Genomic DNA, 14,035 nt, shown 5'->3' with positions numbered 1-14,035 from the left:
GTAAAGGTAAACCTACGCAGTGAAAATAAACTCAATACGCTGTGCTTAATCGTGCATTTTTGAATCATTCAGTATATACTACGAGTAATGATTTGGAGGTGACGCCATGCGCGCAATTCAACTACCTGTAAAACCCATCAGTCAACTCTTCCCAATTCCGATGTTAATGGGGTGTGAAGGTGTATCTGCAGCCATGATTCTGCAGTATAACCATATCGATGTGAAAGCCACAAAAATCATGAAACATTGGCCTAAACATCCAAATAACCCACGTAAAGGTTACGTAGGTCATCAATCAATCATCAAATTGGGGCATCATCAAACCATCTTCCCCACTGCATTTGTACCATATTTAAAACGTTTCACCCCACAGGTTAAAGATAGTTCTGGTACATCTTTAACTGAACTAGAAGACGTGCTCAAACAAGGTCAACCTGTCGTAATCTATCCTACCTCACGAGCTAAACGTCCGGTGAAACAACGCTTCAAAATTGATCACCATCAAGAACAGTTAGTATCGAATATTCATATCACAGTACTCACTGGGTTTGATGACACATACTATTATTATGTCGATCCATTATGGGCTCAGCTTTGTGATCAGCTCCATGTCCCTGCTATCTTTCCAGGACGACTTCAACGTAATAGAATTCCAAAAGCGCAATTACAACGTAGTTTCGATGCAGCAGGTCGGATGAGCTTTTATATTGATGCGCCATCTCCGCGCTAAAATATCGAAATTGTTATTAGTTATGGCTTAATTGGGCTCCGCTTCAAACTACTGTAGCTCTGAACGGTTAGCGTTAGCAACGACACAAACTTTAATCTTCTATTTCTATAATCGCTAGCGTATCATTTATTTCTCGGGAAATATGTGGTGTTCGCCATTGTCTTGGATAACCGAGACATGGACATATATAACGAACACCTTTTTCTTCGATTTGTTTTCGAAAATGAACGTGTCCCATAATACTATAACGAATCGGGAAATCTTGATAGAGTTCATCAAAGTCACGTGTCCCGATAAAAGCATTAAAAAAGTCAAAAATACGATGAGGTGTAGGTACGACAAAACGAGGATGCGTGACGATATGTGTTACTAAGATAATCTGTTTATCCCTCAATGTTTCTAAGTCTTTACGTGCCTGTGCTGCTGCTAATTGAGACAGACTACGATCACTATAATCCCAATTAATTTTTTCTTTGTCTTGCCAAGTCGCACCTTTAAATTTCCCGCGATCTATACGCGCTTCTGAAAATCGTTCATGGTCCCCATATCGATGGTCGTACCAAGCGGGGTTACCTACAATCGCCCAGCGATCATTGATGATGTAAGGTCGGTTCATTAAGCAGGCATCCATCTCCATATAACGCTGTAGAATTGTTTTAGATGATGTGTGAACTTCAGACGTCCAAAAATCATGATTCCCGGGTATAAAACGTATTGGAATACGACACATTTGTTGAAACTCAGTGATAAAATTGTGCGTGAGCTCGAACGTATTTGAGATATCTCCTGCAATAATCAGTAAATCTAGTTGTTGTGCGTCAACGACTTCTATTAAATTCATGAGATAATCTTTGGGTGTCAATGACTCATGACGATCCACGTGCAAGTCTGCGATAGCTCCGATTCTCATATTTATCCTTCTTTCATTTGCCTTACATATAATCTTAAAACAACTGCTTTATTTTATCGTGTCAAAACGATTTAACACGCACTTCATTACCATATGTTCTATCCCTCAACACTTCACAAAACACCTCTTTAATCCTACACTTTGGCATGATTTTCGCACAGTGTGGCACACCGAAACACTGCGTGAAATGAATTATGGTACAGTATGGGTGTTCTTAATTTGAAGTGGAGGCACGATATTAATGAAGAAACTCATCATAGGGATCCTGTTTTTATCTTTCATATTAACAGGTTGTGACTACTCAAGAGAAGAAGATCGCACTGGCATTTTTTATCATGTTTTCGTTCAACCGATCGATCAACTGATACATGCACTTGGTCATTTATTCAATGAACAATACGGCTTAGCAATCATTATCATGGTACTGCTTGTCAGATTCATCTTACTCCCTTTCATGCTTATTCAAACTAAAAACATGCATATTACACGTGAGAAAACAAAAGTCGTTCAACCTGAATTAGATCAGATGCATCAAAAACTAAAAGAGGCAAAAACGCCAGAGGAAAGACAACAAGCGAATCGTGCCCTCACTGAAACATATAGTAAATATGGTATCAGTCCTTGGAAAGGATTAGTCGGTTGCCTGCCTATACTTATACAAATACCCATTATCCTTGGACTCGTCGCTGCATTACGCTACCCTTCAGAAGGTGGCATTATTGAGCATCCACACTTCCTATGGTTTAACTTAATGGAACCGGATCTCGCCATCACCTTGATCGCAGCCGTAATGTACTTTATCCAACCGTTAGTGAATGCGATGCACTATCCGAAATCACAACGCGGTACCTATTATTTTATGATGGTTGCGTCACCCATCTTCATTTCCTTTGCATCCCTTCATTCAACTTCTGCGCTTGGTCTATATTGGACATTCAGTGGGTTATTCTTAATCATTCAAATGCATTTTGCGCACAGTCATTACCATAAAGTCGCTGTGAAAGAGGCTCAACAATTACGAGAAAATCATCACATTCAACTGTCTGATGATGAAGAGACTTCAAATAGCTAACTTTAGCATAGTAAAAGGCTTGGATTCGATATGTTCCAAGCCTTTTTTTACTATCATTTCTATTTATTTTACACAGTTGCTCTCATGTCACTCTTTAATAAAGTGTTCAGTAATAATTGTTTCTAATACATAAGGTAACTCTACGAACGCACTATGTTTATGTAGTCTTTCACCCATCTTGTGGGCATCTTTACCTACGGGTCCACACAAGATTGTCGGTGCGCTAATACGTTGAATACTTTCAAAAGGTAAGTGATACGTGCGATTGAAGTTAGCACAGTTACGTTTAAATGTTTCACCCAGTGTCTGATCTCCTTGATGTTGCGCATAGCTCGAATCACTAATCGTATTAAAGTAGTGTACGTGGTGACTTGGTCTTTGGTACTGTGATTCTAATGTCTGTTGCACTGTCTTAACGATACGTTGCGCAAGCGGATCCTCAGAAGCATTGACTGCTGGATAATAAGGTGCTGCAAAGAGTGTCACGACAGCTGGCGTAATGTCGCTACAACGTTGTAGTAACTGTTTAGCGATGTGTAAATTTTGATAATAAAGTTCAGGAATCTCTTCAATCGCTTCATCAATCCACGTTTCAACTTGGCTTTCCCCAAACTGTTGTATCGCATAGCCTTTCAATTGCTCTAACGTAAGGACGTTAATCTTGCCTTCAAATGGTAAATCTTCGTTTTCTAATAAAGTTAACCAATCTTGTTCACAACGTTCGACTGCTGCAATCACTTCATCATTAAATAAGCGAAAGACCGCTTCTGGTGATCGCTTGAATGAAAATACATTATACAAACCGACTGAAATAAACGGTGTTTGGACATCATAATGTGCTTTCAAGTCTTTATTCATTAATGAAACGGGTAGTGGTGTACTTTCTTGATCGTACGTTTCTCTGAATGCACGATTGTATTCAATAGCTTGGTTAATATAACTCATCATATAATTCGAACTCAATCCGCTTAACGGATTACCGACGTGTGTGGCTTTACCATAGCACACGATACCTGGCATCATTTTACCAATCGAACCACTGTAAACATAATGATCATCAGAAGACATATCTTCCTGCATCGTCGGTTCGCTATTTAGATGAAGTTGGATATCTAATCCTTCCTTCTCTTTTATGGTTGCCAACGCTTCAACAACCTTTCTCATACCAGAAGAATATACCTCTTCATCTGGTACAGTGACTAAAATTAAATTGACGTCCCATGCTTCTATGATCGCTTTTTCGAGTAGAGACATATGCAACATGAGTCCTGCCTTCATGTCCATACTACCACGACCAAATAAATAATCGCCGCTTTCTAAATCAATCTGCGCTTGCGAATCCAGATAAGACGGATGTTCAAGATAAGCTTGATATAGCGCATCTGGTGACATCGCGTGTGTTTCAAACATACCGTAGTCTTCAATACCTACCGTATCAAAATGACTGATCAATACGACTGTCCGTTTAGATCCTTTCGCTGCGCGATAATGCGCTAATAACAATGGCTTCTTATCCTTAGCATAAGTGATTAGGAGTTGGTCTTGATGTGCATTAAAATAATCGAGTTCCAACAACAATGATTTCACAAATGATGGAAACGTGCGCTCACTCTCTGAGTCAGTCACAGTATGATGTTGAATCAAACGTTTTAATAATGTTTCTCGCGTTTCAGGTGTTTGCCATAAAGCATCCATTCGTTAATCCCCCTTGTCTTCATTTGTTTTATTATAAGCTTTTTAAGAAATCGCTTTCAATGATTTTTAAATATTTTTTAGAAAAGAAGGGTTCATATGCGAATCAGCGACCTTGATTTTAAACATCCGCTCAACCATAAGTTTTATTGTATGCATTCAGAATCACTCAATTATTCATATAGTGTTTAGGTACGAATACAAAGATGAGAATCAAAGCAATCACGCCTAACGCTGCATTAAACATTTGTCCTACCATTGCGCCTATTTCTGTAGATGAATGCGCCGCAACCATCGTGAAAATCGTAACAGATAATGCGAGTCCAAATGAATTACCTAGAGAAGACGCCATTTTATAAATTCCTGAAGCAACACCTACTTTATCGCTCGGTGCTGCTGCCACGGCCGTATCTGTTGATGGTGTCGCATATAATCCGAGCCCCATACCATAGAATAAGTAACCAACTACACTACTCAACACATACCATGGAGTCGGTAGAAATGTGAGACACAGTAAGATTACTCCTATCGCATTTAACAAGGCACCAATCATCATCGGACGTTTAGGTCCCACATGTTGGAGAATCTTCTCGCCAACACGGATCATGATGAGTACTGAGAAGAGATAAGTGAGTGAAATATAACCGGATTGCTGGGATGTAAAACGCAATCCAGATTGATAGTATGTGTTTGCAATAATGAGAGAACCAGCCACCCCATTCAGTAAAAAGTTAGAAAGTGTGGCACCAACATAAGCTTTATGCTTAAACAAGTTTAGATCAATCAGTGGATTTTTAACTTTATCTTCATAATAAACAAAGCCCACCCCTGCTATGATAAATAGCGCGAGTAATCCAATAATAACTGGAGAAAAGAATCCGAGTGTAGAGGATTGTGTGATCACTAAATTGACACCGAGCATCGCTATGACGAGGATGATTAACCCTACCATATCAAAACGTGCCTTTCGTGACGCTTCTGTTTGGACCCCTTTCGTTTCAGGTGTATGTTTCATCAATAACATCGAAGCGATAGAAACAATAATGGAGAATACAAAAATATAGCGCCACCCTAAATTGGTAGCTACGATACCTCCGAAGAAGGTTGAAATCCCTGTACCACCCCATGATGCGATAGACCAATAGCTCAGTGCGCGTTGGCGCTCTTTATCTTTATAGTATTCGTTGATAATCGCTAACGTGGCTGGCATGATACATGCAGCTGAGAAGCCTTGTACACTTCGTCCTATAATTAATAACACTGTAAACGATGAACAAATAACGAGAATAGAACCAATAATATTTAAGACGAGTCCAATATAGACCATTTTCACACGCCCGTATCGATCTGCCATACCTCCAGAGCCTACAACGAGTAACCCACAGAGCAGTGACGTTATACTTACAGCGGTACCAATCGTTGAAACATTGCTACTAAATGATGTTTGCACATCATTCACGATATTGACAATAGAGTTTGAGAATAGCCAAAAAGTAATAACAGCTAAAAAAATACCTAAAAGGAGTCGATTGTCTCCTTTGAAGGTTTGACTTGAATCCATGATGAATTTGCCCTCTAATAAAATCTCTTATATATAAAGATTCAAATCTACTATACACCCTTCAATGACAGCTGAAATTTACAATTAAAATGTCTATAGTAAACTCAAATCGTTTATGCTGTAAAATCGATATCACGATTTTCGTAATTCAATATGTAAGTGAATGCCATGCTCCCCTTCAAAAAACATGACAAATTTTCAAATTTTTCAAAAACCTATATCTGTAAATTAACACTTATTTTTAAATATTGCTATATTTTTCTGTATATTAATTGTGAAAATTATATCTTTTTTGATAAATGTCATTAAATTTTACTAAAATCATCTCATTTGTTTTGTAAATATCTTTAATTAACATCTTTTATTTAATGTATAATGTATTTAAAGACGCATCACAAATGAACTAAAATAAATCATCACTTAGCATGCAACTTTCTAAAAATGAGCGTAACGGTTCATCGAGTGCGGAACGTCTAAAGTAAAAATGAACCTCATAAAAATAAGGTGTAACCATGTTAAATTTATTTATATTATTAATAGAACGTGTGGGTTTAATCATCATCTTAGCTTATATCTTAATGAATATTCCTTATTTCAAAAAAATGATGAACGAACGGGAATCCTTCCGAGCGCAGTGGCAACTCACCGTCATCTTCGGGTGCTTTGCACTCGTTTCTAATATTACCGGTGTAGAAATTAAAGGAAACCACATCTTAAGTGATTTCTTATATCAACACTTAAATCCCGATGCCTCAATGGCAAATACCCGTGTGCTGTCGATCAGTGTAGCAGGATTAATTGGGGGCCCTGTCGTCGGAGTCATTGTCGCCATCATCTCCGGATTATTCCGTGTCTATATTGGGGGAGCAGATGCCTATACTTATCTTATTTCTTCAATCATTATCGGGCTTTTATCTGGCTATTTTGGTGCACAATCGATGCGCAATCGACGTTATCCCACAGTATTAAAAGGGGCCGTCATCGGTGCTATATGTGAAGCCATTCAAATGCTGTGCATTCTGATATTTTCAGAAGACATCTCTGCAGCTTGGGAACTTGTTCGCTTCATTGCCCTACCTATGATCTGTGTTAACTCACTTGGTGCCGCAATCTTTTTATCTATTATTTTATCTACGCTTAAACAAGAAGAGCAAGCACGTGCCGTTCAAACACATGACGTCTTACAGTTAGCGAATGCGACGTTACCCTATTTTAGAGAAGGGTTAAATGAACAATCTGCAAAGGAAGCTGCTACCATCATTCGTGATTTGATGCACGTGTCTGCTGTCGCAATCACAAATCGTCATGATATCTTAACGCATATCGGGGCTGGAAGCGATCATCACAAACCTCAAAAGGCAATCATTACACATCTGTCTAAGGAAGCCATTCGCACAGGTACGATGAAAGAAGCCCATTCGAAAGCGGAAATCGGATGTGATCATGAAACATGTCTCCTCGAAGGCGCTATCGTCGTGCCGTTATATATGCATCATGCTGTGGTCGGTACACTAAAACTCTATTTCACTGAAGGGAATACGATCACCCATGCAGATAAACAACTGGCAGCTGGCTTAGCCAACATCTTTTCAAGTCAACTCGAACTCGGTCACGCCGAAATGCAGAGTGCATTGTTACGTGATGCTGAAATTAAATCATTGCAAGCACAAGTCAATCCACATTTCTTCTTTAATGCGATCAATACCATTTCTGCACTCATTCGCATTAATAGCGAGAAAGCGAGAAAATTATTATTGCAACTCAGTCAATTCTTCCGTTCTAATCTGCAAGGTGCGAGAGATAATATCATTACCCTGGAGCAAGAATTACGTCAAGTAGAAGCGTTTCTGTCATTAGAACAAGCCCGACATCCTGATCGCTTTGAAGTGACATTTGATATTGATGAAAGTTGTGAACAGGCACAAGTGCCCCCATTTGTGATTCAAATCTTAGTTGAAAATGCGATTAAACACGCGTTCAAACATCGTAAGACAAATAATCATATCAAAGTTGTAGCACATCACGAAAATCAAAAGCTTTACCTTGGTGTAACTGATAACGGACGAGGTATTCCTGAATCTCAATTAGGTCAACTCGGTCAAAGCGTCGTACCTTCTGAATCTGGTACAGGGAGCGCTCTAGTAAATTTAAATAGACGCTTAATTGGATTATTTGGTCAAGATGCGCATCTTCATTTTCATTCAACAATAGAAGGGACCCGAATTGATTGTACCCTTCCCTATCATCAATTAAAGGAGGAACAATAAAGTGAGAGCTCTAATCGTAGAAGACGAACCTTTAGCGCGCAATGAACTTAGCTTTTTACTATCAGAAATACGCCCTTTTGAAGCGATTGACGAAGCAGATTCGATTCAATCTGCCATAGAAGCATTGCTATGTCATACTTTCGATGTCGTCTTTATCGATATCAATTTGATGGATGAAAGCGGCCTTGATTTAGCGACCAAAATTAAACAAATGGATCATCCACCCCATATCATTTTCGCGACCGCCCATCACGCTTTCGCTGTAAAAGCATTTGAATTAAACGCAACAGACTACATATTAAAACCATTCGAACAACAACGGATTGCACAAGCCTTACAAAAAGTAGAACAGCAAGCTACTCCTACTCATACCGATAGCACTACAACACCTCAGCAAACGACCGGCTCCGCTTCTTCCCAGCAAACTCCCGTCTTACCCGTTGAGGAAAATGAGCGCATCCATTTAATTCACTTCGATGAAATCATTGCTATTACGGTTAACCAAGGTACGACGACGATCTACACCACGGACAGAACTTTTGAAACCACTGAACCACTCAGCCATTATGAATCACGTCTCAAACAACAAGACTTGATACGCATTCATCGTGCAACGTTAGTCAATATCAATCATATTCAGACCATTGAACCTTGGTTTAATTATACGTATCAATTAACGATGACAGAGGGGCTTAAATTCCAAGTAAGTCGCTCTTATATGAAAGCGTTTAAACAACAACTTCATTTATCCTGAAAGTGAGGTGCGTATCTATGCACTTCAGCCTCATATGTTGTATCTCACCGACAAAGCGTCATGCAATTCTCATTTTCATATTATAATGTCCTCAAGATCAATTTGAGGAGGACCTCTTATGGGAAATAGTTCAGATACAAATACAACGCAATCCTCTAAGAATCAACAAACAACCTCTAGTAAAACATATAATTTCTTTCATCAAGTCTTAGTATTAGCCATTATTTTACTCATTTCTAAAATGATAGAAAACGCCGTTCCTGTGCCTATGCCTGCATCTGTGGTCGGTCTCGTGTTATTGTTCATCGCTTTGTGTACAGGTATTGTCAAACTCGGTGAAGTCGAATCCGTCGGCACCGCACTGACAAATAATATCGGTTTCCTCTTTGTGCCTGCTGGAATATCAGTCATTAATTCATTGGACGCATTGAGTACGAGTCCTATTCTCATTATCTTAATGATTATCGTTTCAACGATTTTATTACTGCTATGTACAGGCTTTGTCTCACAATTTTTCATGACCAAACTCACAAAAAGAGAGCACAAACCCTCTCACAGCACAATGGAGGATAAATTATGATTGAAGCATTAGGAATTAACACGCCCTATTTTGGTATTTTACTGTCACTCATTCCGTTTATGATTGCGACCTATTTATTCAAAAAGACGAATGGCTTTTTCTTATTTGCGCCACTGTTCGTCAGCATGGTCGTCGGTGTCGCTTTTCTTAAGATTACGGGTATCAGCTATGAGCATTACAAAATCGGAGGAGATATCATTAACTTCTTCCTCGAACCCGCAACGATCTGTTTTGCGATTCCACTGTATAAAAAACGTGCCGTATTGAAAAAATTCTGGTTACAAATCTTCGGTGGTATGACAATTGGAACAACCATTGCTTTGCTCTTCATATTTATGATCGCAGCACTGTGTCAATTTTCAACACCGATCATCGCTTCTCTTTTACCACAAGGTGCAACGACAGCGATTGCTTTACCGGTCTCTGAAGACATTGGCGGTATCAAAGAGTTAACCTCACTCGCTGTCATATTGAATGCCGTCATCATTTACGCTTTAGGTGCCAAAATGATCCGGCTGTTCCACATTACCGATCCAGTTGCAAGAGGACTTGCGCTCGGTACAAGTGGGCATTCATTAGGTGTGACTTCAGCTCAAGAATTTGGTGAAACAGAAGAATCAATGGCTAGTATTGCGCTCGTGTTAGTCGGAGTCATCGTGGTCATCATCGTTCCATTCTTACAAGCTGCACTACTGTAAATCAAACAGGACATACTTTGAACGAGGCATATCTTTTTCAGAAATGATATGTCTCGTTCATTTTATTGTTGGGTATTTCAACTTATTACCTTCGTATACAATACACGTAATATTCTATAGATAATTTTCAGTAAATTCTTATTTTTAATCCATTGTAACTTGATAAGAATTATAGTATTATAGCGATAATACAACGAAACAGGAGGCTATATTTATGGCATTATTTTTATTAGAATCTAACGATTTATCTTTTGCTTCATCTAAACAAGAGCTTGAGGATAAAGCAAAAACATTAAATCATTCTGAAACACCTACTTTAGTAGAAGTTCAAGCGACTGAAAACTTAACACACGGTTACTTCATCGTGGAAGCTGATGACGAAGCAACAGCTAAAAAATTTTTAGAATATGCAGATATTTCTATTAATTTAACGAAAGAAGTTCGTCTTGTTGGTAAAACTTTAGACGAAGTGAAACAAGGTGACGTCAACATCGATTACCTCGTAACATGGAATATCCCAGAAGGTATTACAATGGATCAATACTTAGCACGTAAGAAGAAAAATTCTGTACATTATGAAGAAGTGCCAGAAGTTCAATTCCAACGTACTTACGTTTGTGAAGACATGTCTAAATGTATCTGCCTGTATGACGCACCGGATGAAGATGCTGTTCGCCGTGCACGTAAAGCGGTCGACACTCCAATTGACGACATCGAAAAAATTTAATCACCCTTTTAAAACTGCGTGATCTTTCGAGGAACGTTTATAGTTCGTAAATCATCATGTGTATAAATGTTCATCGGATATAGAAAGGACGATAATACCTTAATCTCATTTCATGACCACAATAGACTTTTGCATATATTTGAGGTTAGGGTTCATCTACCGTCCTTTTTCATTATTTTAATTCTTAGTTTACTAATAATAATGCACAACTTTAATCATCATAGCCCCATTTTCTTACTTCTCGGCGTTCAAACAGTTACATTCTCTATGGTGACTGTCACAAACGTTGTGAGACAAAACAAAGAGGGAGGGAACCCCATGTCATTAGAAACACTCATACAAGAACAACTAGATCCATATTTAGTCGACATTGATGAAGGTAGTTATTATCCAAAATCTTTCATATCTGAATTATTTAAACAACACTATATTTCTGAAACGGATTTGAAGCAAAATGCACAAGTCGTTGAACGCGTTGGTCAATCTTGCTTAACGACCGGATTTTGCTTATGGTGCCAACTCGCATTTTCTACATATTTAAGAAACGCGGATCAACCCCGCTTCAACCAAACATTGCAACAACAGCTTCTATCTGGAGAAATTATGGGCGCGACCGGTCTATCAAATCCGATGAAATCTTTTAGTGATTTAGAAAAACTGAATTTAACACATACCAAACAAGGTGATGATCTGATTGTGAACGGGGTTTTACCTGCAGTAAGTAACTTAGATGATGATCATTACTTCGGCGCAATTTCTCAATCAACTGATCAAGATTCTGAATCACCTGAACTTGTCATGTTCATCGCCCAAGCGAACCAACCCGGTATTTCACTTGCGATTAAAGACAACTTTTTAGGCGTGAATGGTTCAGGCACGTATAGTGTGACATTTGACAACGTGCACATCGATTCATCTCAAATCATCAGTACGGAAGGTAAAGCGTTTGCAGCTAAGATTCGCCCTACGTTTATCGCATTACAAATTCCAATCGCACTCGGTTCCATCCGTTCTTCTTTAGACCTGATTGTACCTCATTCAAATGCGCAAAATGATTTATCGTATGACATTAATGGATTTGAAGAACAGTATCAAACACTTCATCAACGTTACTATGAAATTATCACAGACCATGCAGATACGTTAGATGACTATTTATTGGAACTCATTCAATTGAAAAAAGCAGCAGGTTACTTGTTATTAGAAGTCAATCAAGCCTCTATGGTCAATGGCGGTTCACGCGCATATGCCCCAACTGCCCCACAAGCACGTAAGCTTAAAGAAGGCTTTTTCTTTGCGGCATTAACACCAACCTTGCGCCACTTAAGTAAACTTGAAACTGAACTTGTCCATTAACACAAAAAACACCCACTGACATCAATGCCAGTGGGTTATTTTTATAATTAGATGGTTTCTTCTTTAAGTGATTTTGTCCGCTTAACTGGATCTAACAGTTTTTCAAGTCCTCTTAATCCAAGATCAATCAATACCGCGATTAAAGCAATTGGAATCGCCCCTGCTAAGATAAATGTCGTACCATCTGTCGCATTCGTACCTCTGATTACAATATCACCGAGTGTAGGTGCACCGATAAATGAACCTACGGCAACAACACCAATAGCTACGACAAGCGCAATTCGAATACCACCTAATATGACTGAGAGTGAAAGTGGCAATTCAATCATGCGTAGCACTTGATTACGTGTCATGCCCATTCCTTTACCTGCATCTTTAATATTCTCATCTACACCAACGATACCTGTATATGTGTTTTTAATAATAGGTAACAAGGCATATAAGAATACAGTGAGGACAACGGTGTTCGTACCGAGACCCATGACTAACATGAGCATTGCTAACATAGCGATGACAGGTACGGTTTGAATAATATTTGCGATTGTAATGATGACTGAAGAGAGTTTTGCATATCGTGCGATGAGGATACCGACTGGAATACCTACGATAGCTCCAAATAACACGCCGTAAACGGACATCAGTAAGTGCTTGATAAATAAATCCCAAAGATATCCAAAGTTCACAGCATAGTAATCTGCGAGCTGTTGTAATAAATTACCGTCCATTAGTTGTTATCCCCTTTCTTATCATCAAAGTAATGATGTTTTTTCAAAAAGTCTTCCGCTACAATGGCTGGTTCTTTACCTTCACCATCTACTTTGTAATTCAACTGTTGCATTTCTTCAGTAGAAATTTGATCTGTTAATTTATCGATGATGGGTTCTAATTCTGGATGTGCTTTTAACAAATCATTCGTTGCGACTGCACTCGCATCATAAGGCGGGAAGAAGTGTTTTTCATCTTTTAAAACTTTCAAATCATACGATGCAATACGACCATCGGTAGAGTACCCGACCGCAACATCTAAGTTACCTGAATGCAAGGCATCATATACGAGTCCAATTTGCATAGAACTGATATCATCAAATTCAATGCCATACGTTTTTTTAAATGAAGGATAACCATCGCCTTCACGTTTTAACCAAGAGCTATCTGCACCTAAAGCTAATTCATCACTATGGTCCGCTAAATCAGACACTGTTTCTAAATCATATTTTTCAGCAGTTTCTTTAGTTACGAGAAAGGCGTACGTATTGTCAAAACCATATGAATCAAAGAATTTTTGATCGTATTGTTTTTGGAACCCTTCTTGTGTCGCTTTCATTGCTTTTTCCGGATCCTTGATTGGATCTTCTTTCAGTGCACCTGTTAAATCTGTCCCTGTATAACGTGCCCCGGATAAGTTTGCGTCTCCATTCACTAACGCATTGTGTTGAATCGTACTTGAACCTAAGTTATTGATTAATGTCGGTTTGATTTCTCCGTCTGTATCATGTTCGATTAATAATCTCAACATGTGTGAAATAACTTGTGACTCACTCGTTCCAAGTGCTGTAATTCTAACATCATCATCTGAATTACCTTGACCGCCACCTAAACCAGGTAAGCTACATCCAGATAACAAAGTCAGACATACAGCAAGTACAATGAATAATTTTTTTGGTTGCTTCATGTTCATTTTCTTGTCC

13 protein-coding genes are annotated in these 14,035 nt (G+C 38.7%); 8 read left to right on the top strand and 5 right to left on the bottom strand.

Going from position 1 to position 14,035, the window contains the following annotated elements; translation table 11 throughout:
- The first annotated feature begins 106 nt into the window (after nt 1-106).
- Nucleotides 107-730 carry a C39 family peptidase gene (locus APS80_RS06395; protein WP_059107450.1) on the top strand — a complete coding sequence of 208 codons (624 nt, stop codon included), beginning with the start codon at nt 107-109 and terminating at the stop codon, nt 728-730.
- A gap of 91 nt (nt 731-821) precedes the next feature.
- Here the strand turns inward: APS80_RS06395 and APS80_RS06390 are convergent, their stop codons facing one another.
- Nucleotides 822-1,640 carry a metallophosphoesterase gene (locus tag APS80_RS06390; protein ID WP_059107449.1) on the bottom strand — a complete coding sequence of 273 codons (819 nt, stop codon included), beginning with the start codon at nt 1,638-1,640 and terminating at the stop codon, nt 822-824.
- A 241-nt stretch (nt 1,641-1,881) separates the two neighbouring features.
- Here APS80_RS06390 and yidC point away from each other — a divergent pair, with 241 nt between their 5' ends.
- On the top strand, nt 1,882-2,712 hold the full coding sequence (yidC, locus tag APS80_RS06385; RefSeq protein WP_059107448.1) for a membrane protein insertase YidC: 831 nt from the start codon (nt 1,882-1,884) through the stop codon (nt 2,710-2,712).
- Between the two features lie 87 nt (nt 2,713-2,799).
- Here the strand turns inward: yidC and APS80_RS06380 are convergent, their stop codons facing one another.
- Both APS80_RS06380 and APS80_RS06375 read right to left on the bottom strand, forming a co-directional pair.
- Complete coding sequence (locus APS80_RS06380) at nt 2,800-4,407, bottom strand: M20/M25/M40 family metallo-hydrolase (RefSeq protein WP_059107447.1); 1,608 nt, start codon at nt 4,405-4,407, stop codon at nt 2,800-2,802.
- Between the two features lie 166 nt (nt 4,408-4,573).
- Entirely contained in the window at nt 4,574-5,965 is a 1,392-nt protein-coding gene (locus tag APS80_RS06375; RefSeq protein ID WP_059107446.1) for an MFS transporter, read from the bottom strand.
- A gap of 512 nt (nt 5,966-6,477) precedes the next feature.
- Between APS80_RS06375 and APS80_RS06370 the strand changes: the two genes are divergently transcribed.
- The 6 genes from APS80_RS06370 to APS80_RS06345 all read left to right on the top strand — a co-directional run bounded on the left by APS80_RS06370 (nt 6,478) and on the right by APS80_RS06345 (nt 12,347).
- On the top strand, nt 6,478-8,232 hold the full coding sequence (locus APS80_RS06370) for a sensor histidine kinase (protein ID WP_059107445.1): 1,755 nt from the start codon (nt 6,478-6,480) through the stop codon (nt 8,230-8,232).
- 1 nt (nt 8,233) lies between these two features.
- Nucleotides 8,234-8,986 (top strand): response regulator transcription factor LytR, encoded by a 753-nt coding sequence (locus APS80_RS06365; protein ID WP_059107444.1) that lies wholly within the window; start codon nt 8,234-8,236, stop codon nt 8,984-8,986.
- A gap of 118 nt (nt 8,987-9,104) precedes the next feature.
- Nucleotides 9,105-9,566, top strand: coding sequence for an antiholin-like murein hydrolase modulator LrgA (gene lrgA / locus APS80_RS06360; protein ID WP_059107443.1), 462 nt, complete (start codon nt 9,105-9,107; stop codon nt 9,564-9,566).
- Nucleotides 9,563-10,264 (top strand): antiholin-like protein LrgB, encoded by a 702-nt coding sequence (gene lrgB / locus APS80_RS06355; RefSeq protein WP_059107442.1) that lies wholly within the window; start codon nt 9,563-9,565, stop codon nt 10,262-10,264. Before lrgA ends, lrgB begins: the two co-directional genes overlap by 4 nt.
- A gap of 214 nt (nt 10,265-10,478) precedes the next feature.
- The gene (locus tag APS80_RS06350) at nt 10,479-10,991 is read left to right on the top strand and encodes a DUF4242 domain-containing protein (RefSeq protein WP_059107441.1); all 513 of its coding nucleotides are present in this window, start codon (nt 10,479-10,481) and stop codon (nt 10,989-10,991) included.
- Nucleotides 10,992-11,309: 318 nt separating this feature from the next.
- A complete protein-coding gene (locus APS80_RS06345) occupies nt 11,310-12,347 on the top strand; it encodes an acyl-CoA dehydrogenase family protein (RefSeq protein ID WP_059107440.1) in 1,038 nt (345 codons plus the stop codon).
- Nucleotides 12,348-12,394: 47 nt separating this feature from the next.
- Here APS80_RS06345 and APS80_RS06340 read toward each other — a convergent pair whose 3' ends face one another.
- Nucleotides 12,395-13,072, bottom strand: coding sequence for an ABC transporter permease (locus APS80_RS06340; RefSeq protein ID WP_059107439.1), 678 nt, complete (start codon nt 13,070-13,072; stop codon nt 12,395-12,397).
- Complete coding sequence (locus tag APS80_RS06335) at nt 13,072-14,019, bottom strand: osmoprotectant ABC transporter substrate-binding protein (protein ID WP_059107623.1); 948 nt, start codon at nt 14,017-14,019, stop codon at nt 13,072-13,074. The genes APS80_RS06340 and APS80_RS06335 overlap by 1 nt, the downstream gene beginning before the upstream one ends.
- Between the last annotated feature and the right edge of the window lie 16 nt (nt 14,020-14,035).

The sequence above is a fragment of the Staphylococcus auricularis genome, from assembly GCF_001500315.1.
Classification (GTDB): Bacteria; Bacillota; Bacilli; order Staphylococcales; family Staphylococcaceae; genus Staphylococcus; species Staphylococcus auricularis.
The sequence above is the reverse complement of the archived record's forward strand: the minus strand, read 5'-3'. Positions and strand labels throughout refer to the sequence as shown.

Excerpts from the sequence above, each read along its gene's own strand:
- APS80_RS06380 (WP_059107447.1), bottom strand. The coding sequence starts at position 4,407 with ATGGATGCTTTATGGCAAACACCTGAAACGCGAGAAACATTATTAAAA.
- APS80_RS06345 (WP_059107440.1), top strand. The coding sequence starts at position 11,310 with ATGTCATTAGAAACACTCATACAAGAACAACTAGATCCATATTTAGTC.
- lrgA (WP_059107443.1), top strand. The coding sequence starts at position 9,105 with ATGGGAAATAGTTCAGATACAAATACAACGCAATCCTCTAAGAATCAA.
- APS80_RS06370 (WP_059107445.1), top strand. The coding sequence starts at position 6,478 with ATGTTAAATTTATTTATATTATTAATAGAACGTGTGGGTTTAATCATC.
- APS80_RS06390 (WP_059107449.1), bottom strand. The coding sequence starts at position 1,640 with ATGAGAATCGGAGCTATCGCAGACTTGCACGTGGATCGTCATGAGTCA.
- APS80_RS06340 (WP_059107439.1), bottom strand. The coding sequence starts at position 13,072 with ATGGACGGTAATTTATTACAACAGCTCGCAGATTACTATGCTGTGAAC.
- APS80_RS06335 (WP_059107623.1), bottom strand. The coding sequence starts at position 14,019 with ATGAAGCAACCAAAAAAATTATTCATTGTACTTGCTGTATGTCTGACT.
- lrgB (WP_059107442.1), top strand. The coding sequence starts at position 9,563 with ATGATTGAAGCATTAGGAATTAACACGCCCTATTTTGGTATTTTACTG.
- yidC (WP_059107448.1), top strand. The coding sequence starts at position 1,882 with ATGAAGAAACTCATCATAGGGATCCTGTTTTTATCTTTCATATTAACA.
- APS80_RS06350 (WP_059107441.1), top strand. The coding sequence starts at position 10,479 with ATGGCATTATTTTTATTAGAATCTAACGATTTATCTTTTGCTTCATCT.
- APS80_RS06395 (WP_059107450.1), top strand. The coding sequence starts at position 107 with ATGCGCGCAATTCAACTACCTGTAAAACCCATCAGTCAACTCTTCCCA.
- APS80_RS06375 (WP_059107446.1), bottom strand. The coding sequence starts at position 5,965 with ATGGATTCAAGTCAAACCTTCAAAGGAGACAATCGACTCCTTTTAGGT.